The organism is Alcaligenes sp. PF14 (assembly GCF_037150615.1).
GTDB classification, from domain to species: Bacteria; Pseudomonadota; Gammaproteobacteria; order Burkholderiales; family Burkholderiaceae_B; genus Alcaligenes; species Alcaligenes phenolicus.
Genome location: NZ_JBAGRS010000003.1, coordinates 285,565 through 306,833 on the forward strand (window position 1 = coordinate 285,565; position 21,269 = coordinate 306,833).

Consider the following 21,269-nt stretch of genomic DNA (forward strand, 5'->3'; position numbering starts at 1 on the left):
GCTATTGCTGTCAGTACTGCTGGTCGTGTGTTGCGGATATCAAGCACACAGCAGTCAGTCTCTCTATTCAGGGATTCAGCTTCAGGCCTAAGTCTCGGACGGGACGGGCAGGCCGTCAAAACGCTCATAGAAGTAGGCGGCGGCCTCTGGTGCCTGTTCATCCTCGGCCCGCAAGGTGGACAGAATATAGCGCTCGGCCTTGCCGCAGACCTGACGATACACATCCCGGCACAGCTCATAAGCCTGTTTCCCTGCCCAGCCTGCTGGCAGTAGCTCAATGGGCAGTTGCGGGTCATGCAGCTGAATACGGCGGAATTCGTGAATCAGCAGGGTGCGAATCACAAAGGCCAGCTCGTCGTTATAGTCGTGGCCTGCATCCAGCATGGCCAGAGCGGGCGCAAAGCGCTGGATGAACTGACCGTAGCCGCTGGCCACCTGAGCCAGATCCCAACTGTCCTGAATCAGTTGGGACAGAGGGCGGGTTTGCGGCAGTTGGGAAGGTTCCAGCTTGCCCACATACACCTGCGACTGCGCCTGTGTCGCCTGCAGGATGTAATCCAGAATCGTGTGATCCGGGTTGGGGTGCAGGAAAGCCGTGGGTGACAAGGCGCAAAAGCCCTCCCACAGCAGTTCCTTGCGCAGGTCTGCCCGTTGCTTGGAGTTCATCATCAAGCTGGGCATGCTGAAGATCAGCGTCCATTGCCCGTCCCAGGCCAGATAGGTTGGGGTGTAGATGCGTTGATACGCGTGTTCGAAGCGCTGGCTGGCTTCGGGACGCAAGGTGTACTGGCTACGTCGCCCTTCGCGCTGCGCGCTCAGCCAGCCCTCCTCGGCCAGCCTGTACACGCTGGTGCGCACCAGTCGGTCGCTGATCCCGAAGGGGGCCAGCAACTGAATCAAACTGCCTAGCCAAAGTTTGCCGCCATGTGGGCGAATCACGTCGCCAAACAAGGTCATGACCAGGGACTTGGCTCGGGGAGGGCGGTTTTCCAGATGGTGGGCGGCCCATTGGGCCAGGTCGGAATAAGGAAGCTCGGACATTGTTTTTTTAATGGCGCTCAAGTCTGTTTTGGAACGGCACGCCTGTCTGTGTAGACCGTTTAAGCGCTTGATTATAAAGGGTGGGTGCGCAAGCGGATTGAAAGATTGTGCAAGCCAGGGGCTTTCTTGAAGCTTGCAGCAGTTTCAGGTGTGCACATATTACAGATAGGGGCTGGCCAGCCAGATCAGGCGGTTGCGCAAGCGCTTGCCAAAGCCGATTGAACTTAAGGACTCCAGGCTGACGGCTTGGGCGTCCTCAATTTCCAGATCAATCAGGTTCTGGATTTGGCGGGCCGTGTCGCGGCTGTAGATTTCTACGTCCAGCTCGAAGTTCAACCGCAAGCTGCGCGGGTCCAGATTGGACGAACCAATATAAGACCAGACTCCGTCAATCGTCATGAGCTTGGAGTGGTTGAAGGGGCCGCTGGCGCGCCAGACCCGGCAGCCTGCGCGCAGCACCTGATCCAGTTGGGCTGTCATGGCGTAATTGACCAGGCGCAGATTGTTTTGCCCGGGGATGACGATATCCACTTGAATGCCGCGTCGGGCGGCGGTGTTCAAGGCACCCAACAGGATCTGATCGGGTAGAAAGTAGGGAGACTGAATACGGATATGGCGCTGGGCAATGGCAAACGCCCCTTGCAGCATATGGTGGGTACTGGCCATGAAACGATCCGGGCCCGAAGCAATGCAGCGAGCCGGAACGTGAGGTCTGGGGGCGGGCGAGGAACTGGCATGCCAGTAAGCGGGCGATAGATCTTCGCGAGTCGTGAACTGCCAGTCGTGGCGGAAAGAAGCCAGCAATTGCATGACTGCCGGGCCTTCCAGGCGGAAATGGGTGTCTTGAGAGGGCTTGCCGTCGCTGTACTGCGCCATAAAGGACTCACGCAGATTCATGCCGCCGGTAAAACCTACCGTGCCATCCACAATCAGCAATTTGCGGTGACTGCGCAGATTGGCGTAGGGCATGCGCAGAAAGCCCAGGGGGTTGGTCATGAACAGGGCGCAGCGTATGCCTTCGCGGCGCAGCAATCGCACAATGGGCGTACGCGAATATTTAGCGCCAATAGCGTCGACCAGTACGCGAATCTGCACTCCACGTTGATGGGCGCGCGACAGGGCGCTGACAAATTCGCGTCCCAGACGGTCGCTATCGAAGATGTAGCTTTGCAAGGCAATGGTGCTGTGGGCCTGATCAATGGCTTCCAGCATGGCGGGATAAGCCTGATCGCCGCCGACCAGAACGCGCACATTATTGCCATTGCGTAGTTGGCTGCGGCTGACGCGGTCCCCCAGAATTTGCAAAGAGCGAAATGGGGCGCCGACCAGGGCACCAATGTCCGAGACGGGAGGGTGCAGATAGGTGACCTGTTCATAGAACACGTCTGCACTTTGCTCCAGAAGGCTTTGTCTGCGTACGCGGTTGATCCCCGCGATCAAATACAGAAACGGTCCCAATAGGGGCGACATGATGATGACGCCCACCCAGCTGATGGCGGCGCGGACATCATTTTTTGTCATGGCGGCATGAATGGCCGCTGAAGCGCCCAGTATCACGCTGAGCGCCAAGGCTAGATGCGGCCAGTAATCGTGCAGCAGGGAGCGCAGGTGTATCAGATGCTCTTGCATGGGTTCAGGTGCTACGTTTCTTGTCAGGCAGGTCCGGGCGTTGGTAGAGGCTGTGCATCCAGGACGGGTTCGGTTCGCCGCGGGCGGCAAACTGCTGCAGGCGGGAGGGAGAGCGCCATACGCCACCGCCTATGCCAGGCGAGGGCTGGACGCCATACCAGAACCATTGGCCATCTTCATCCTGTGCAAGCCAGTCCCAATTGACGGGTGCCTGATCCCAGCAGGGGAAACCGAGTGTCATCAGCAAACTTCCAGAAAATGGGACAGATTAGAGTATAAGAAAGCGTGGTTTTGTGCCAGTTTCCATTACAGAGGAGGCGGGCTGAAATGTCGGGTGTTTGATGGGGAGGGGCTTTTGCTGTGCGGGCCTGCCAACTCGAAGGGCTGGGTCGCAGGCGAAAGCCAGGACTGGCCTGGGGTTCACAATCAAACACAGTTTATTGTCCAGCCTGAACTTGCGTGGGGTGTGCGAAGGCGGCAAACTTGTTACGATGAACAAACGCAAAAAAGCCCGCTGCGTGGCGGGCTTTCAAGTATGTTTTTTCCAGTTCCTGGTCTTGCCACCATTTAAGGAGATCTACAAAACTTTGGAAGCGGTAAATTTCTGGGGTGACCGATGGGGCTCGAACCCACGACAACCGGAATCACAATCCGGGACTCTACCAACTGAGCTACGGTCACCACTGTTTACTGCTTTTTTGCTTCTGGCCTACATCAAGGTGGGCTGTGAAGTAAAAAATGTATTCTAGCATGCTTTTTTCAAATAGTGCAACACTCGTGCAAGAATACTTCGACCCTGAGTCTTGCTTCGGTCTTGCCGGTTGGAGCGTGACTCAGGTTTAATGATTTCCCCTCGTAATAGCAAGGAAGCGCGAAATGTCTCAATTATTCGTCGTTCATCCCGAAAATCCTCAACCCCGCGCATTGGCTCAAGCAGCCGAACTATTGGCTAAAGGAGGGCTGCTCGCCATTCCTACCGATTCCAGTTATGCCGTTGTCGCTCGCCTGGATGACAAGTCCGCCGCTGACAACCTGCGTCGTTTGCGTGGCTTGGATGATCGTCATCATCTGACCTTGCTGTGTCGTGATCTGGCCGAGATCAGCCACTTTGCCAAAGTGGATAACCCGCAGTATCGCTTGTTGAAGATGGCCACCCCTGGCCCGTGGACGTTCATTTTGGAAGCTACCAAGGAAGTGCCGCGCCGCGTGTCGCACCCTTCGCGCAAAACCATTGGTATTCGGGTGCCCGACCAGAAAGTGGCCCTGGCCCTGATGGAAGAAGTCGGCAGCCCCTTGATTTCCACCACGCTGATTCCTGAAGGCGAAGACGAACCCTTGAACGACGCCCAGGAAATTCTGGACCGTTATGCCCATCAGTTGGCGGCGGTTGTCGATGGTGGACCTTGCCCCTTGCAGGCCACTACCGTGATCGATCTGACCGGTCCTACGCCGGAGGTGTTGCGTCGTGGCTCGGGTGATCCTGCCACTTTGGGCCTGTCCTGATCTGCGGGCTTGCACAAAACTCGCGTCCAGGTGCCTATCCGTGTTTCAATTCTGAACCTTGGGGCAGCACTCGCTGTCCCAATCAGACAGGCTGATGACAGGCGACTTATCGTCTTGAGAAAGTAGGGGATAAGTCCCCGGCCTGGACCAAGGATCACCATGGACTCTTTTATACAGACCTTGACGGTCTATGCTTTGCCAGTCATTTTCGGTATTACGCTGCATGAAGCTGCCCACGGCTACGTCGCCCGCATGTTTGGCGACCCGACGGCCATGCTGGCCGGTCGTATCAGCCTGAACCCACTGCGTCATATCGACCCTATCGGCACGATTGTGGTGCCGGCGGTGCTGTTGCTGTCCAGCGCCATGATGGGCATGGGCGGCATTCTGTTTGGCTGGGCCAAACCCGTCCCTGTGGATTGGGGCCGCCTGCGCAATCCCAAGCGCGACATGCTCTGGGTTGCTCTGGCCGGACCGGCCTCCAATATGCTGATGGCTATCTTGTGGGTTCTGTATGCCCATTTGATGGTCAAGATCGGGCAGGGTGACAGCCGCTTCTGGATGGGCATGGCGGTGGCCGGTGTGCAGGTCAACCTGGTTCTGATGGCACTGAATCTGCTGCCTTTGCCGCCTTTGGATGGCGGGCGCATTGTATTTAGTCTATTGCCTAATCGTTTGGCCTATCATTATTCTCGTATCGAGCCTTATGGCATGGTCATTTTGATCCTGCTGATGTTTACCGGCGTACTGTGGACCCTGATGAGTCCCTTGATTGCGCTGGGCGAAGGCATATTGAAATGGTTCTTATGATTTAACGGCTTATCCGTTAAACTTGTGAGTCATATTTTTTTTCGGCTATAGGGCCTTAAACCCGGAGATTCATCTCATCATGGCAAGTTCGGACTCTGCTATTTCCAATTTTCAGGGCAGCATGGTTGCCCTTGTTACACCCATGGATCCCAATGGGGGTCTGGATTTTGCCGCTTACCGAAAGCTGATCGACTGGCACATTCAGGAAGGAACGCGTGTGCTGGTGGTCGTTGGAACCTCGGGCGAATCGCCCACGGTGTCGGTTGATGAGCACGCTGAACTGATCAAGGTAGCCGTTGAACACGCGGCTGGCCGTGTGCCCGTGATTGCCGGTGTGGGTGGCAACTCCACTCGCGAGGCCATCGAACTGTCGCGTCACGCCCAGGAAGTGGGTGCAGACGCCGGTTTGTCAGTGGTGCCTTACTACAACCGTCCTACTCAGGAAGGCATGTACCAGCACTTCCGTGCCATTGCAGAAGCGGTGGATCTGCCGCAGTTCCTGTACAACGTGCCGGGCCGTACCGTGGCCGATCTGCAGAACGACACCGTGCTGCGTCTGGCTCAAATCCCCAACATCATCGGTATCAAGGACGCAACGGGCGATCTGGCTCGTGGCGGCTTGCTGCTGCGTGATGCCCCCGAAGATTTCATAGTGGTCAGCGGCGATGATCCTACCGCTGCTTCGTATATCTTGCTGGGCGCCAAAGGCAATATCTCCGTGACGGCCAACGTGGCCCCACGCCTGATGAGCCAGTTGTGCCAGGCCGCTTTGGATATGGACGTACCGACGGTACGCCGTTTGAATGCCTATCTGGCAGGTCTGAACAAGAACCTGTTTGTTGAGGCTAACCCCATCCCCGTGAAATGGGCAGTTGCAGAAATGGGCCTTACTCAGCTGGGATATCGTTTACCATTGACGCCGTTAAATGCACAGCATCACGAGTTGCTGCGTCAATCTTTGAAACTTGCGGATCTTCTTCCATGATTGCAAAGCCAGTTAATAAAAGCCTGATCGGGCTGTCTTTGAGCCTGTTGGTGCTGTCGGGCTGCTCGACGATGGACCAGATTATGGGCCAGGGCGAGTCGGTGAATTACAAGAGTACGGTAGCAGGCGATCCCTTGAGCATTCCGCCGGATCTGACCCAGGCCAACCGTGACGCACATTACCGTGCGCCAGAAGGTGCCACGTCTTACTCGGTCTACTCGCAAGGTCAAACCGCGCAGCAGGCCAAGGGCGGTGCCGATACGATCCTGCCCCAGTCTGATGCCATCAAGGTGATGCGCGATGGCGATCTGCGCTGGCTGGTCGTAGACCGCCCCGTGGAAGACCTGTTTCCCCGCATCGTCGATTTCTGGGGTGAGCATGGTTTTACCATTCAGTCCCAGGATCCCCGTGCCGGCTTGATTCAGACCGACTGGGCTGAAAACCGTGCCAAGATTCCAGAAAGCTGGATACGCAGTGCCTTGGGTTCCATCATTGACCAGGTCTTTGATAGCGGCGAACGTGACCGCTTTCGTACCCGCTTTGAGCGCGTCGGCAACAAGACCGAAATCTATGTGTCCCACCAGCACATGGAAGAAACACCAACGGCAGACGGTTCCGCCTTTAAATGGGTGTTCGCCAAAGAAGATCCAGGTCTGAATGCGGCCATGCTGGCTCGCATGATGGTCTTCCTGGGCTCGGATATTGAAACAGCACGTGAACAAGTAGCCAACGCTTCCAAGGATCCTTCCAGCGTTCAGGTCCAGGCGTCGGACAAGGGCGATCAGGCTGAGTTGATGCTGAACGAGTCCTTTGATCGTGCATGGCGTCGTGTTGGCGTAGCCATCGACTCCGCCGGTTTCTCGGTTGAGGATCGTGACCGTTCCGCTGGCGAGTTCTTCATCCGCTATCTGGATTCGGATACCGGCGAGAAGATCGAGCAGCAAAACATCATTGGCCGCATCTTCGGCAGCCGCAACACCGCCGAAGCCACACCCTTCCGCATCAAGTTGAGCGCCCAAGGTGCTGGCACTCGCGTAACGGTGCTGGATCAGCAAGGTCAGGAGCAGACCACGCCGACAGCCAAGCGCATCATCAATGTGCTGTCTACCAATCTGCGCCCCGGCAACTGATTGTTTTGAGTCGGCCTGCGGGCCGTCTGGAAAAAGCCCTGGTTTCATGCCAGGGCTTTTTTTATGCACTAGCTCCGTTCTGAGTTACTTTGGCTCTCTTTCTCTTGTCGAAGAGGAGCCAACAGGGGCCAGGAATCTGGCGAGGTCAGCGCGATTAGCACTGGCTTTTCCTCTACAGAAGAAGAGGTCGTTGAGAGCATTTCCTGAAAGGATACAGTCTCTTTTCCAGGCTACGCTGCGCTCTGTTTGTAGCGCCTGTATTGCGGTGCTCCAATGGCGCAAAGCCTTTCTTTGGCAAAGACTTGAGGGGGGGGGGCCATCTTTTATTTTGTGAGCAGAGTTAATCTTTCTTGAGCAGGGCTGGACTTTCTCTAAAACTGTAAAGATAATAGGAACCATTATCATTTAATGTGTTTTAGGGAGTGGCCCATGCTGAAATCGTTTTGCCGTAACGGTTTAAGTTTTTGCCTGCGTATGCTGCGTGGCACACAAGCCTCTGCTCACGCTCCTTCAGAACCGGGTGCTCGTATGCTGGCCATGATCGAGGCCTTGCCTCGCCGTCGTCGTGAAGCGTTTGTGCTGCATCGCTTCGAGGGCCTGAACTACAAAGAAATTGCGACACGCATGGGCACCAGCCCTCAAGTGGTTGAGCACTATATCCGCATGGCCATGTTGGCGTGCCGCCATAATCCGGCGCCGCTCAATCGGGCGGACGGGGCAGTGCCGCGTCCGGCTGGTTCGTATGTCTAAGGACGAACACATGCTGCACATTGATGAGCAGGCCTTGAGCTGGCTGCTCAAACAGCACGACCCCAAACATCAGAACGATGCCCGCAGCCAGTCTGCGTTCCGGGCCTGGTTGTCCATTGATCCCGAGCATCAGGCCGCCTTCTTGCGCTGGAAGCTGGAGTGGGAAGCCATGGATGGAATCAGCGAGGAGCATCTGAGTCGTTTGCGTGCAAACTCCCGGCAAGCCGCAGGCGCGGCAGGGTCGGGGACATGGCGTCAACGTTTGCTAAATAGCTGTTTGGACGCCTGGTCCACTAACCCGGCCTTGCGCTTTGCCTTGGGTGGCGCAGTGTGTCTGCTGTTGGGAGTGGCATTTTTGGGTAGCGTAGGTAGCTACTTTCTATAAGCCTGGTGCAAAGCGCCTAGTTCTTATCTCCCCATGGCGAGCGTAGATATTGCGCTGCTTGCTGGATACGCTCATCCAGTGTTGTGGCTTCCAATCTGGGAATGGCACCCAGGCAAGGGCTCGGCAGATAGTCATGCAGCGTTTGCAGGTTCTCCTGGGCATAACTCATCTCCGGCGCTACGTGGTTGGCGACCCAGCCCAGCAAGTTCAAGCCGCTGGCGCGTATGGCTTGAGCCGTCAGCAAAGCGTGATTCAAGGCACCCAAACGTAGACCGATAACCAGCACCACAGGTAGTTGCAAGGCTTGTGCTAAATCTACGCCTGTCCGCCCTTGCCCCACGGGCAGCATGAAGCCTCCTGCTCCTTCAACGATTGCATAGTCGGCCTGCTCCGCCACCGTTTGAACCGTTGTTTTGATCAGAGCCGGGTCTATTTCGATTCCTGCTTGTTCAGCCAGAATATGGGGTGCCGCAGCGGGCTTAAACAAGTACGGTGTCAGGGTTTCGGGAGCGAGCTTCAGGCTGGAATGCCGCGCCAGTGCATCCACATCTTCGTTCTGTAAACGTCCTTCTACCTCTACGGCCCCCGAAGCAATGGGTTTGATGCCGAGCGTGCGTGCGCCGCTTTGGCTTAGTAAATGAAGTAAAGCCGAGCTGACCAGCGTTTTGCCAATTTCCGTATCGGTGCCCGTCACAAAGCAGGCCCTCATGCGTATTCCTTCAGCAGACGACCCAGCCCATGCAGGCAATGCTCCACCTCTTTTGTGCCCCAGAGATAGCCGGGCATCAGGTACACCGTATTGCCGATAGGGCGCAGCATCAGTCCCTGTTGCAAAGCAGAGCGGTAAAAGCGCCGGGCAAAGCCCTGGTGATCGTAGCGAGCTGGGCCCGTGTCCAGATCAAAGGCCCAAATTACCCCGCAGCGGCGCAGATGCTGCATCTTGGGATAGTGCCGGTTCAGTCTATGCAAACCTTCATCAAGTGCTTGTCCCAGCGTTTTTTGCAGCTCGTAGACGGGGTATTGCTGGAACAAGTCCAGCGTGGCCAGCGCGGCTCGGCAGGCCAGGGGATTGCCGGTATAAGAATGGGAATGCAGAAAGCCTCGGCGCAAGTCCTGGTCATAAAACCCTTGATAAATCGAGGGGCTGGATAGCACTACGGACAAGGGCAGCGTGCCGCCAGTAATTCCTTTGGACAGACACAGCAGATCAGGCCAGATACCGGCCTGCTCACAGGCAAAGAACGTGCCGGTACGGCCGCAACCCACGGCAATCTCGTCCAGAATCAAATGCACCTGATAGCGGTCACACAGCTCGCGCACGCCGCGTAGATAGTCGGGGGAGTGCATGTGCATGCCAGCCGCACATTGCACTAGCGGCTCCAGAATGACGGCGGCAATGTCCTGATGACCATCCAGAATCTGCTCCAGCGAGTGCAGTGCGTTTTCGGTGACCTGCGTGTGTTCGTCCGGGCTAGTGGCTTGACGCAGATCGGGGCTGGCTGCGGTGTATTGCTGGCCCAGCTGTGTGCCGTAGTTTTCCCGAAACAAGGGCACATCGGTCACGGCCAGAGCACCCAGTGTTTCGCCGTGGTATCCCTGCGCGATGCCTACAAAGCGGTGCTTGTGTTCCTGGCCTTGGTTGCGCCAGTAGTGCACGCTCAGCTTCAGGGCAATCTCTACCGCGGAAGCACCGTCGCTGGCATAAAAAGCATGGCCTAAACGATGGCTGCTCAAGGCGGCCAATCGTTCGGAAAGCTGCACAACCGGCTCATGGGTCAGGCCGCAGAGCATGATGTGATCCAGTTGCTGAACCTGATCGCTAATGGCTTGCACCAGATGCGGGTGGCTATGGCCAAACAGATTCACCCACCAGGAACTGATGGCGTCCAGATAGGCGTTGCCGTCGGCATCATGAAGCCAGGCGCCTTGGGCGCGTTTGATTGCCAGTAGCGGCACGCCTTGATCGTGATGCTGCATTTGAGTGCAAGGGTGCCAGACCGCTTGCAGGCTGCGTTGGGCCAAAGGGGGAAAGGAGTTTGAGTTCATGGCAAATCACCGTAAAGAGTGGGCGGCTTCATGTAGTGCCTGGACCAGTTTTTCAATGTCCTGTTGCCGGTGGGCGGCAGACAGGGATATGCGTAATCGGGCTTGATGGCGAGGAACGGTAGGTGGGCGTATGGCCGGTGCCCAAATACCTTTTTGCAGGAGGGTTTCGGCCAGTTGCAAAGCAGGTTCTACCTCGCCAATCAACAGGCTTTGCACGGGCGTATCGGAGGGAGCTAGACGCCAGGGCAGATACTGGCTCAAGGTTTGCAGCGTCTGGATATGCTCTTTCAACAGGGTCCGCTGGGGCTGGGCTTGTTTGATCAGCTGCAGACAGGCCAGCAAGGACGCACAATGCGCCGGGGCCAAGCCGGTGCTGTACACATAGCTGCGGGCGGATTGCGTGAACCAGTCGGCCAGCTTGTGGGAGCAGGCAATAAATGCACCACCCTGACCGGCCGCCTTGCCAAACGTTCCCAGGTAAATCAGACGCCGCCGCTGCGTGGTCGTGAGCTGGAAATGCTCAGGCGCTCCGCGTCCGTTCTCACCCAAAATTCCCAGACCATGTGCATCGTCCAGATACAGCAAGGCATCGTGGCGTTCGCATAAGGCGATCAGCTCATCGACCGGGGCTATTGTCCCGTCCATGCTGAACAGGCTGTCCGAGATCACCAGTTTGAAGCCTGGTGTTGGCCTGCCGAGCAAATCATCCAGCCGTGCCATATCCCTATGGGGATAGACACGTAAACGAGCGCCGGATAGGCGGCTGGCATCAATCAGGCTGGCGTGGTTCAGCCTGTCACAAAAGATCGTGTCGCCCGTTCCGATCAGCGCGGGAATCACGCCCAGGCTGGCTTGATAACCGCTGACAAAAAGACGGCTGGCCTCGAAGCCACTCCATTCTGCCAGCTCCTGCTCCAGTGCTTCAGCTAGCGCATGATGCCCACAAATCAGCGGGGATGCCGTCGCTCCGGCGACGTCTTGTGCTTCTAGCCGTTTGAGTTGTGGATGCTGACTAAGGCCCAGATAGTCATTGCCGGCGAAATTCAGCAAGACCTGGCCATTGCGTTCGATATGGGCGTTTGGCAAGGGGCGGCTGATTGCTCTTTGGCGCCACAGTTTCCTGGTCTTCAAAGTCTCCAGTTGTTGATCCAGATGAGCGAGAAAGGCACTCATGACTGTGCCGCCCGGTATTGAACCGGCAAGCGGTTCCAGCCCCGATAGGCGGGGAGTCGAATACGCTCACCTTGCGTCCCTTGCAGGCGAGGGAGCAAAGGCAGGAATTGCTCAAGTACGAGCTTGGCTTCCAGCTGCACCAAACCGGCTCCCAGGCAATGATGAATTCCGTGTCCCATGGATAGCTCGGCCTGATTGTTGCGGCTGAAGTCCAGATCGTCGGGATTGGCAAACACCGCCGGATCGCGGTTGGCAGCGCCCAAGAGCAAAAGCAGCAACTGCCCCTTGCGCAAATGCTGACCATGCCAGTGCTGGTCGCGCATCAAACGTCTGGCTGTGTACTGAATCGGGCTGTCGTGACGCAGCACCTCTTTGATCGCGGCAGGAATTTTCTGCGGATTCGATAGCAAGTCCTGCAGCGTTGTGGAGTCGGCCAGCAGTGTTTGAAACAGGGAGCTAAGCAGATGCCGGGAGGTTTCATAGCCTGCAAAGAGCAACATACAGGACTGTGCCAAGCGCTCGCGCCTGCCTTGAAGGGAAAGCTGCTCATCATGCAAAAGCCGCCAGGCCAACCCGCCTTCTTGCAGATTGGCACTGTTGCCTAGAAAGTCAGCCATATCCAGCAAGGCGTCCTGGGTGCTTCTCAGCAAAGGCAGATCCGGCGTGGCTTGTCCGATAAAACCTGCCAGTTGCTCTGACCAGGCCTGAAAAACAGACAAAGGCAGTTGCTCCAAGCCGAGCACGTCCATCATGACCAAGGCGGGGAGCGGGCGACAGACCTCATCAACCAGATCCACTGAACCGTGTCGCAGCTTGTCTTTTAACTCCAGGTGGATATGCGTAACGCGCTTTTCAATCGTGCTGTGCAGGGTTTCCAAAGCCTTCGCACTAAAAGCCGCGTTCACTACTCGTCTGACGCGTGTGTGACGGGGGCGGTCCAGAAAGACCAGCGTCCTGGCCATCAAGCCCTTGAAGGCTTGCAGACGAGGGGAGGGGTCAGCGCCAGCCTGGGCCACCCACCCGCCAACACGCCGCACACTTAAATCGGGATTGCGCAGGGCGGCTTGTACATCGCTGTGCCTATGAACTAACCACGCCCCACCGCAGAAATCCGCATCCCAAACCAAAGGCGGCCCCTGACGAAGACGGGCATAAGCTGCATAGGGTGACGCAAGATCAAAATCGCCAAACATGACACCGTTTCCTGAAGATCAAAGCCAGCGCAGGCTAGCACTTGAGCGTGGAAAAGGCAGTCAATAGATTGTGTCTATTAATTCTTACAGGGTTTTTTGCAGGAGGTAGAGGGAGGATGGGATAAGAAGGGGTGTGTTGAATTATGGATTGTGTCTATTTTTTACAATAAAGTGTGGGCTGAGATTAAAGCTATGTACCTGGAATTTTTTGGGAGTGTTTAGTACCGGATGCGTTCGCAGTCTGAAAATGGGAGAAGAGGATGTGAGGTGCTAGATGCTCTAATGTTGTAATCCCTAATAAAAATATGGTTTTTTGCTGTCAGCACGGAGATGTAATGACGCCTATTGAGGAAGCTCGCCTTTATATTCGAAATAATGTTCTTATTCCCGCACGAGAGCATCCCTTACTGGATGAAAAAATAAAGAATAAAGTGCGTAGCGTAGATATCTGGGTGGAGCGATTTGAGAGAGTCGGAGACCTGCTGAGCTATTTAAATCGGTTTCGAATTGGCTCTAATGATCCCGTCTATCAAGCCTTGCATGGACAAGGCCTAAAGACTTTTGAGGATATTGTTCCTGAGTTTGAAAAACGTTTTTCGTTTTGGGCTCACGATCGAGTGCGGCCTTCGGATTTTATTGTTGGCACGCAATATAGCTCTCATCAGATACTGATTTTTGCGCGTAACTACGATACGCGTGCTGGAGGGATGTTCGTTTTGACCTCGGATGGAGTGCCGTCTGCAGTGGTCATCAAAGCGACCTTATCTGGAGGGCAATACGCCAATCAATGGATACAGGAGCCTTCGAGACTTAAATACTATTTAAAAAGTATTAGCGGAAAATTTAGTGAGAAGTTCAAAGCTAATGCATCGATCATTAGTAATCCCAATATCCCGATTCTTACCTTTGTAAGGCGTGGGGAAAAAGATTTATTCAGTTATCAAGGTGTTTTTAAATACGTGGGTTTGGTTGGAGAAGCTGATGGGTCTAAGTGGTTTGATCTGGCTAAAGACGACGAGAGGGTAGAGGTCGTAGAAGACTCCACGTATGCAAAACAGGAGTTAGCTAAGCAGGTGGAGGTTGCGCGTCGCTCCACACCTGAGCAACGCAAAGCACGACTCAGAAGTGCAAGTAAAAAACCTTCGAGAATATGGGTCTTATCTGCAGAGTTCAGGCGTAATCCTGATGTGGTAGCAGAGGTTTTAGAGCGAGCATCGGGGACCTGTGAGGGGTGTAAAGAGCCAGCCCCATTCAAGCGAAAATCAGACGGCACGCCTTACTTAGAGGTGCATCATAGGATTCAGTTGGCGCATGGAGGGGATGATACCGTTGAGAACGCGATCGCTCTATGCCCGAACTGTCATAGAAAAGCGCACTTTGGCCCTGGGTTAGATTGAGTTGAATAAGCAGTGATTACGTTTTTCGTGTTGATAAGGAAGACAGCTTGATCACTGCCGAATAGCAGCTTTTTGTTTTTCTTGGTAAGAAAAAAGCTGTGTAAGACCGCACAGCTTTTTTTAGATTTCTAGACTTAACGAGCATTGGTGCCAATAGGTAAACCTTCTGTTGGCACATCCTTTTTCTGCCGCTGCGGCAACTTCCCATTCAAAATAAAGTACGCCAGCAGACCGATCACAAGGCCCCAGAAAGCCCCGCCAATCCCGAACAGGGTGATATTGGCGGCTGATGCCAAAAAGGTAATCAAGGCTGCTTCACGTGATTTGACGTCTGCCATGGCTCCCGCCAGGCTGCCGCCGATGGTGCCCAGCAAAGCCAAGCCCGCCAGCGTGGTAATAAAGCTTGCAGGGAAGGCCATGAATACAGCGGCCAGGGTTACTCCAAAAACGCCAACCAGAATGTAGAACACACCGGCGGCAATCCCGGCAACCCAGCGTTTGGAAGGATCCTGGTGCGCCTCTGGCCCGGTGCAGATAGCGGCGGTAATGGCGGCTACGTTCATGGCATGGGAGCCAAAAGGAGCCATGATCAGCGAACCCAGCCCTGTCACCCACACTATCGGGTTGGCACTGGTACGAAAACCGTCGTTACGCAGGACCAGCATGCCGGGCATGTATTGGCCGGTCAGCGTGATCAGGAATAAGGGCAGGGCGACGCTTAGCAAGGCATTCAGGGTGAATACTGGCATGGTGAATACCGGCGCGGCCAGTTCCAGTTTCAGGCCACTCAGGTCTACGCGATGCTCCAGCAGCAGGAAGCTCAGGCCCAGGATCAGAATGCCGACCACCGCGTAGCGTGCGGAAAAGCGTTTGATGATCAGGTAGGCCAGAATCAGCAGACCTGCCAGTTTCGGGTCCAGTGTCATGCTGCCAAATGCGCCAATGCCAAATTGCAGCAGAATGCCAGCCAGCAGACCGGCAGCGATGCCGTTGGGGATCAGACGGATCAGGCGCTCGAAGTAGGAGGACAGGCCCAGGACCACAAAGGCCGCGGCCGAGATCAGGTAGGCGCCGACGGCTTCTTCATATGGCGTGGTGGCCAGAGCCGTAACCAGAAATGCAGCGGCGGGCGTGGACCAGGCGGTGATGATGGGCTCGCGCGAAACCCAGCTCAAGAGCAAACCGGTAACACCCACACCAATGGAAATTGACCAGACCCAGGAGGCGGTCAGCTCAGGGCTGAGGCCGGCTACTTTGGCGGCCTGGAAAACCAGAATAAAGGTGCCGCCGTAGTTGACGATGACCGAGATCAGACCGGCCACGATAGGCGGGATCAGGTCGCTGACTAGAGAGGATGAGGTCGATCGGGAGGTAGACATAGTGCTCTGCGCTTTCCAAAAGGAGAGATGACAAACGAGCACTATTTATAGCGATTAAATGGACTGGCCAGATAGGACGCTTTCTGGGTGTAGGGCAGACCACTTTTGAGTTGGGTAGGTGCCTGACTAGATTGAGCGGGGTGGCTACGTGATTTTGAATGTGGCCCGAGCAGGATTGAAGCTCGGCTGCAAAGCCACTAATGGTGGCTTTATGACGAATTGCTCGTCTTGTGAATCGCGTTGTTCATGATAGTGCTTTTTCTTGCTGGATGGCGTGAATAAAATACTGTGGCAACTGCAACTGCAACTGCAACTGCAACTGCAATCGCAACTGCAACCAGCAAATGTATCGGTTTTTCGATTCCTGAGGTGTTAGCAATAAAAAAGCGAAGCAGCCTGCAAGCTGCCCCGCTTTTTTTCTGAACTCGCCAGAGTTAGTGGCTCAGTGCTCAGTTTTCCTTGAACTGCAGCCAGCCGTCATCCAGCCAGGCATTCAGCATTTCGCGTTCATCTTCATCCAGGGCTTCGAAACTGTCGCTGGGGATCAAGAGTTCACGTTGGTCAGCCAATTGTTTCAGGGCCGGGCTGGCGGGGCAGGGGGCGACCTCACCGTTGATATACAGCTCATCGCCGCGATACATCATGCGCGAGCAGCGATCTAAAGCCAAGCGGCCTGCAGGCAGCTCGGGGTCATGCAGATCAACCGGGTCTTCGGCAATGTCGAACCAGCTATTACTGGGCAATTCGGTCAGCCAGACGCCCAGGAACCGTGAGGCCAATGCTTCGTCAAAACGAATGGCGTTCAAGGCATCCAGCGACTTCTGAACAAGCTTCTCCGGCAAGGCGGCAGGTGTGGTGCTGGCCTGGGCATCCGGGTCGGTGTAGCGCTGCTGCAGGCTCTCGGGCATGGGCATCGGTGGGTCGGCATACAAGCCAAAGCCTTCGCCACTGGCGGCGGCCAACTGATCCGAGGCGGCATCCATCAAACCACGGGCCAGCGTTGCCTGGGTAGGCGAGCGAAAGCCGATGGAAATCGTCATGCAGTCGCCAATTGCAATCCCGTCATGTGCCACGTGCGGGGGCAGATACAGCATGTCGCCGGGTTCCAGCGTGAACCCTTCTTCTACCTGGAAATTGCGCAGAATCTTCAAGGGCAGGTCGGGCACCAGGCTCAGGTCTTTTTGCTGGCTGATACGCCAGTGACGCTTGCCGTGGGCTTGCAGCAGGAACACATCGTAGCTGTCGAAGTGTGGGCCTACGCCACCGCCGTCAGAAGCAATGCTGATCATGGCGTCGTCCAGACGGGCATCGCCAATGAAGCGGAACTGACGCATCAGGGCGGCGGTGTTGTCGTCGTGCAGATCCACGCTTTGTGCCAGGGCGGTCCAGTTGGGCTGCGAGGCGGGCGGCAGCTCTTCAAAAGGCCCGGTTTCCATTTCCCAGTCTTCGCCATCATGGATGATCAGGCGCGACTCTACTTCTTCACGCGTTACCAGCTCGCGGATATTGTCTATGCTCAGCGAGTGCTTGAAATTAGGGATGGCGCCGCGTATCAATAAAGGTTTGCGTTGCCAGTAGGTTTGCATGAACTCATGCGCGCTGATGCCGCCCAAAAGGGTCAATGGCTGGTCGATAGTCATGGACTGCCCGAACAAGAATTAAATTAGCCCGTAGCTTAACTGATCCGGCCTGTCCCGGTGTATGGCTAGCCTGCGTATCAGGCGTATCCAGTGCAAAGAATCCAGAGAAATACTTGCGATATAGAGTGATTGACTCACGGTAGGAGTCTAAGAATGATTGATTGTCGATCTGCTCGCCAACGGTCCTCGGAAAACCACATAAAAAAAGGAGCCTCTTGGGCTCCCTTCTGGACTGTTTAACCCGCCGCCTTCATCTCTTTTTTCCAGCGGTACAGCAAATCCAGGGCGTCGCGTGCGCTCAGGTCATCCACATCCAGTTGCTTGAACTGATCCAGCAGGTCCAGTGCTTTTTCTGTAGTCGGATCAGGCTCGGCGACCGTGGCTTCCGGAGCGCTGCCTGCATTGAACAAGTCCAGTTGTGCGCTTGGATCGTTTTGTGCTTCCAGACGGCTTAGCTCGCGACTGGCCTGGCGGATGACCGCAGGGGGAATGCCGGCACGTTGTGCAACTTGAATCCCGTAGCTGCGGCTGGCGGGGCCTTCCTGAACTTCGTGCAGGAACACAATGCCGGAGGCCGATTCTGCGGCGGCCAAGTGCACATTGGCAGCGGCAGGTAGCTCGTTGGGCAGGCGCGTGATCTCGAAATAGTGCGTGGCAAACAGGGTCAGTGCCTGATTGTGGCTGAGCAAGCGATGCGCGATGGACCAGGCCAGGGCCAGACCATCATAGGTGGAGGTGCCGCGACCAATTTCATCCATCAGCACCAGACTGTAGGGGGTGGCACCGGCCAGAATGGCTGCTGCTTCGGTCATTTCCATCATGAAGGTAGAGCGGCCACCAGCCAGATCATCCGCCGCACCGATACGGGTAAAGATGCGGTCGATCTGTCCAATACGGGCTGTGCTTGCCGGTACAAAGCTACCGATGCGGGCCAGCAAGGCAATCAGGGCAACCTGACGCATATAGGTGGATTTACCGCCCATATTCGGGCCGGTAATCAGCAACATGCGACGTTGCGCGTGCATTTCACAATGGTTGGGCGTGAAGCGCTCGATGCTGTGCTCCACCACAGGGTGACGGCCTGCTTCAATCCAGATGCCAGCCTGCTCGGTCAGCTCGGGGGCGACCCAATTATTGTCCAGTGCGTGCAAGGCCAGGGAGGACAGGGTATCCAGTTCGGCCAGGGCGCTGGAGCACAAGGCCAAGGGGCCTGCATAGCTTTGCAGCTTGTCCAGCAATTCATCGAACAGGAATTTCTCGCGGCTCAGACTGCGGTCCTTGGCGGACAGGACCTTGTCCTCCCACTCTTTCAATTCAGGCGTGATGAAGCGCTCGGCATTTTTCAGTGTCTGGCGGCGGCGGTAGTCGTCGGGGACCTTGTCGGCCTGACCGCGACTGACTTCAATAAAGAAACCATGCACACGGTTGTATTCAACGCGCAAGGTAGCAATGCCGGTGCGCTCGCGTTCGCGGGCTTCGATCTTCACCAGCACATCGCCGCTATCGCTGGCCAGGCTGCGTAGCTCGTCCAGATCCGCATCGTAGCCATCGGCAATGACACCACCATCGCGTATCAGCAAGGCGGGCTCGGAGGCGATGGCAGACTGCAGCAAGGAAGCCAGCTCCGGGTCCAGAGCCAGACTTAACAAATGCCCATGCAAGTGTTCAGACTGAGCAAAGTTCTGTTCCAGCTCTCGACGTAGTTCAGGCAGTGTTACCAGCGCATCGCGCAAGCTGGCCAGCTCCCGAGGACGCACGCTGCGTAGCGAGATACGAGTGGCAATACGCTCCAGGTCCGGGAAGCGGCGCAGGGCATGGCGCAGCACACCCAAAGGATCGCCTGCATTCAAGCTGGCGCTTTGCTGGGTTTGGAAGAACAGGGACACCACATCCTGACGCTGCTGAACGGCGTGGTTCAAGCGCAAGGGGTGATGCAGCCAGCGGCGCAGCAAACGGCTGCCCATGGGGGTCTGGCAATGATCCAGCGTGGAGAACAGGGTTGGGCTGGTTTCACCGCTAATGGTTTCGGTAATTTCCAGATTCTTGCGCGTGACGGCATCCAGCACCAGAAAGTCCGAGCTGTGTTGAACGCGGATAGCGGTGATGTGGACCAGGGACTGAGATTGTGTGCTGCCGACATAACGCAGCAAGGCTCCGGCTGCCGCCGTCGCCGCAGGCAGATCGTCCAGACCAAAGCTGGCCAAGGAATCCAGGTCAAAATGGTCCAGCAAGGTTTCGCGTGAACCGTCCTGTGCAAAGTGCCAATCCGGCAGGGTGTGGCAACTGGCTTGCGGCAGTTCCGGGGCAGGGCGCAGCGATTCGGGATAGACCAGTTCTACAGGGCCGATACGATTCAGTTCCGTATCCAGCATGTCCGGTTCGCACTGGCTGACCAGAAACTCGCCACTGGCCAGGTTCATCCAGGCCAGCCCCACCATTTCCTGACGTTGCACCTTGATCAGTGTGCAGGCGGCGATCAGGCGGTCTGCCTTGGGAGGCAGCAAGGCGTCATCAGTTAGCGTACCGGGAGTAACTACACGCATGATCTTGCGCTCGACCGGACCTTTGCTGGCAGCCGGGTCACCGACCTGCTCACAGATGGCGACGGATTCGCCCAAGGCCACCAAACGCGCCAGATAACCTTCCATGGCGTGAAAAGGCACACCAGCCATGGGGATAGGCTCGCCGTTGGAGGAACCGCGCTTGGTCAGCGTCAGGTTCAACAGGCGTGCGCCGCGTTCGGCATCGGCGTAGAACATCTCATAGAAGTCCCCCATCCGATAGAACAGCAGATGCGAGCCAGCCTCCGCTTTGAGCTGAAGGTATTGACGCATCATGGGCGTGTGGGCGGACAGATCGGCAGCAGAAGTCATAGCGCAGTACAGGTCAGGGAATTCAACAACAAGGCCGCCCAGAAGGCGGCTGAGTCGATATTGTAGCGAGGGCAGTCAAGTGGGGGATAGGGAAGCGGCTGATTTAGTCCCGCGTGTTTCTCCTTAAGGTGCAGGGATATCCCGATTTTGAGCATGGAAGTGCTTAATGCAATAATACAAATGATAATCACTTCTATTTCTAACACGGGATATTGAAATGTTCACACGTCGCCTTGCTTTGTCTGTCTTGTCTGCCGCTTTGCTAAGTGCCGGATCTTTTGCCCATGCCCAGCCGTCCGAGTCGGTCTCGTTGCCCTTGACGCCGGAGCTGGCGCAAAAGACGTCAATTACGGCAGAAGGGGCTTTACGCAAGGATCTGGCTTACGGGGTTTATCAAACGGTTTACAGCCCGTTTGATAAGTCCTTGTATGTGGCCTCGGCAGAGCGTGCGCCTTCGGTTCGGGGTGGTGTGATCTATAAACTGGACCCCATCACCCTGGATGTAAAGGGGACGATTTATACCGATGAAAGTAACTTCGGCCTGGCGACGAACGCGTCGGGCGACACCCTGTACGTCACCAATAGTCTGGCTGCTGCCGTCTCCAAAGTTGAGCTGAAAGAGGACGGGAGCCTGGAGCGAGTCCGCTTTAGCAATACCAGTTTTGATGACACCAAAATGGGGCCGCGCACGATTCGTCACGACTCCCAGCAAGGCCGTGTGTATGTGGGGGCCGTAGGTGCGCCGGCCGTGATCTGGGTGCTGGATGATCGTAATCTGGAACTGATCGACACCATTGAAAACGCAGGAAAATGGGTGACCGGTCTGCTGATAGATTCGGGATCGCATCGTCTGTATGCCGCCAATGGCGACGGCGAAGTGATGGTGATCAATACCCAAACCAACAAGATCGAACAGCGCTGGAAACCGGCTGGCGCCAAACCCGCCTTGCTCTTGAATTTTGCGCTGGATTCCAGGCGCAATCGTCTGTACGTGACCGAGACCAAAGACCAGAAAACCGTGTATGTGCTGGATGCCCGCAACGGCAAATTGCTGCAGGAACTGCCGGTGGGGGATGCCATGGATGTCTTGTATAACGCTGATCGCGACGAGCTGTATTTGACTCACCGCGAGCAAGGCAAAGTGTCTGTGCTGGATGGCGGCAGCTATGCGATCAAGGCGCAATACAACTTGCCTGATAACCCCAACAGCCTGGAGCTGGGCCCGGACAGCCAGTTGTACGTCACCGTTAAAGCTCCTTCCACTCCGCAGTACAAAGCCAGCAAGCGCGAAAGTGTGGTGCGTATTGACCTGAAGAACATCAAGGCTTGATAGGT

The 21,269-nt window shown here is 56.0% G+C and carries 18 protein-coding genes and 1 tRNA gene; 8 read left to right on the plus strand and 11 right to left on the minus strand.

Annotation, left to right across the window (positions count from 1 at the left end; translation table 11 throughout):
- Positions 1-87: 87 nt before the first annotated feature.
- The 4 genes from paaX to WFM49_RS08360 form a co-directional block, all read right to left on the minus strand.
- On the minus strand, positions 88-1,041 hold the full coding sequence (paaX, locus tag WFM49_RS08345; RefSeq protein WP_250756806.1) for a phenylacetic acid degradation operon negative regulatory protein PaaX: 954 nt from the start codon (positions 1,039-1,041) through the stop codon (positions 88-90).
- 159 nt (positions 1,042-1,200) lie between these two features.
- Positions 1,201-2,670 (minus strand): phospholipase D-like domain-containing protein, encoded by a 1,470-nt coding sequence (locus WFM49_RS08350; RefSeq protein WP_250756807.1) that lies wholly within the window; start codon positions 2,668-2,670, stop codon positions 1,201-1,203.
- 4 nt (positions 2,671-2,674) lie between these two features.
- Positions 2,675-2,911, minus strand: coding sequence for a hypothetical protein (locus tag WFM49_RS08355; protein WP_254499656.1), 237 nt, complete (start codon positions 2,909-2,911; stop codon positions 2,675-2,677).
- Between the two features lie 364 nt (positions 2,912-3,275).
- Positions 3,276-3,351: transfer RNA gene (locus WFM49_RS08360), tRNA-His, on the minus strand.
- A 195-nt stretch (positions 3,352-3,546) separates the two neighbouring features.
- On the opposite strand from WFM49_RS08360, the gene WFM49_RS08365 reads away from it, so the two are divergent.
- From WFM49_RS08365 to WFM49_RS08390, 6 genes are all read left to right on the plus strand, one after another.
- Positions 3,547-4,173, plus strand: a complete 627-nt coding sequence (locus tag WFM49_RS08365) for an L-threonylcarbamoyladenylate synthase (protein ID WP_009457902.1) — start codon at positions 3,547-3,549, stop codon at positions 4,171-4,173.
- A 159-nt stretch (positions 4,174-4,332) separates the two neighbouring features.
- Positions 4,333-4,983 carry a site-2 protease family protein gene (locus WFM49_RS08370; RefSeq protein ID WP_022983510.1) on the plus strand — a complete coding sequence of 217 codons (651 nt, stop codon included), beginning with the start codon at positions 4,333-4,335 and terminating at the stop codon, positions 4,981-4,983.
- Between the two features lie 79 nt (positions 4,984-5,062).
- Positions 5,063-5,968, plus strand: coding sequence for a 4-hydroxy-tetrahydrodipicolinate synthase (gene dapA, locus WFM49_RS08375; RefSeq protein ID WP_009457899.1), 906 nt, complete (start codon positions 5,063-5,065; stop codon positions 5,966-5,968).
- A complete protein-coding gene (gene bamC, locus WFM49_RS08380; RefSeq protein WP_009457893.1) occupies positions 5,965-7,098 on the plus strand; it encodes an outer membrane protein assembly factor BamC in 1,134 nt (377 codons plus the stop codon). Before dapA ends, bamC begins: the two co-directional genes overlap by 4 nt.
- Positions 7,099-7,527: 429 nt before the next feature.
- Positions 7,528-7,848 carry a sigma factor-like helix-turn-helix DNA-binding protein gene (locus WFM49_RS08385; protein WP_083054060.1) on the plus strand — a complete coding sequence of 107 codons (321 nt, stop codon included), beginning with the start codon at positions 7,528-7,530 and terminating at the stop codon, positions 7,846-7,848.
- Positions 7,849-7,858: 10 nt separating this feature from the next.
- Complete coding sequence (locus WFM49_RS08390; RefSeq protein WP_254499655.1) at positions 7,859-8,233, plus strand: FecR/PupR family sigma factor regulator; 375 nt, start codon at positions 7,859-7,861, stop codon at positions 8,231-8,233.
- A gap of 16 nt (positions 8,234-8,249) precedes the next feature.
- Here WFM49_RS08390 and bioD read toward each other — a convergent pair whose 3' ends face one another.
- Genes bioD through WFM49_RS08410 form a run of 4 tightly spaced genes read right to left on the minus strand, consistent with a single transcriptional unit; the run spans position 8,250 to position 12,645 of the window.
- Positions 8,250-8,942, minus strand: a complete 693-nt coding sequence (gene bioD, locus WFM49_RS08395) for a dethiobiotin synthase (protein ID WP_336972796.1) — start codon at positions 8,940-8,942, stop codon at positions 8,250-8,252.
- Positions 8,939-10,279 carry an adenosylmethionine--8-amino-7-oxononanoate transaminase gene (gene bioA / locus WFM49_RS08400; RefSeq protein WP_226348569.1) on the minus strand — a complete coding sequence of 447 codons (1,341 nt, stop codon included), beginning with the start codon at positions 10,277-10,279 and terminating at the stop codon, positions 8,939-8,941. The genes bioD and bioA overlap by 4 nt, the downstream gene beginning before the upstream one ends.
- 6 nt (positions 10,280-10,285) lie before the next feature.
- Positions 10,286-11,452, minus strand: coding sequence for an aminotransferase class I/II-fold pyridoxal phosphate-dependent enzyme (locus tag WFM49_RS08405; protein WP_336972798.1), 1,167 nt, complete (start codon positions 11,450-11,452; stop codon positions 10,286-10,288).
- Positions 11,449-12,645 carry a cytochrome P450 gene (locus WFM49_RS08410; protein ID WP_336972800.1) on the minus strand — a complete coding sequence of 399 codons (1,197 nt, stop codon included), beginning with the start codon at positions 12,643-12,645 and terminating at the stop codon, positions 11,449-11,451. Before WFM49_RS08410 ends, WFM49_RS08405 begins: the two co-directional genes overlap by 4 nt.
- A gap of 335 nt (positions 12,646-12,980) precedes the next feature.
- Between WFM49_RS08410 and WFM49_RS08415 the strand changes: the two genes are divergently transcribed.
- Positions 12,981-14,042 carry an HNH endonuclease gene (locus WFM49_RS08415; protein WP_336972802.1) on the plus strand — a complete coding sequence of 354 codons (1,062 nt, stop codon included), beginning with the start codon at positions 12,981-12,983 and terminating at the stop codon, positions 14,040-14,042.
- Between the two features lie 134 nt (positions 14,043-14,176).
- Here the strand turns inward: WFM49_RS08415 and WFM49_RS08420 are convergent, their stop codons facing one another.
- From WFM49_RS08420 to mutS, 3 genes are all read right to left on the minus strand, one after another.
- Positions 14,177-15,421, minus strand: coding sequence for a benzoate/H(+) symporter BenE family transporter (locus tag WFM49_RS08420; protein WP_035270927.1), 1,245 nt, complete (start codon positions 15,419-15,421; stop codon positions 14,177-14,179).
- 449 nt (positions 15,422-15,870) lie between these two features.
- Positions 15,871-17,061: a JmjC domain-containing protein gene (locus tag WFM49_RS08425; RefSeq protein WP_336972804.1), complete on the minus strand. Its 1,191-nt coding sequence runs from the start codon at positions 17,059-17,061 to the stop codon at positions 15,871-15,873.
- 236 nt (positions 17,062-17,297) lie between these two features.
- Complete coding sequence (gene mutS / locus WFM49_RS08430; protein WP_336972805.1) at positions 17,298-19,934, minus strand: DNA mismatch repair protein MutS; 2,637 nt, start codon at positions 19,932-19,934, stop codon at positions 17,298-17,300.
- Positions 19,935-20,151: 217 nt separating this feature from the next.
- On the opposite strand from mutS, the gene WFM49_RS08435 reads away from it, so the two are divergent.
- Complete coding sequence (locus WFM49_RS08435; protein ID WP_336972807.1) at positions 20,152-21,264, plus strand: YncE family protein; 1,113 nt, start codon at positions 20,152-20,154, stop codon at positions 21,262-21,264.
- Positions 21,265-21,269: the final 5 nt, after the last annotated feature.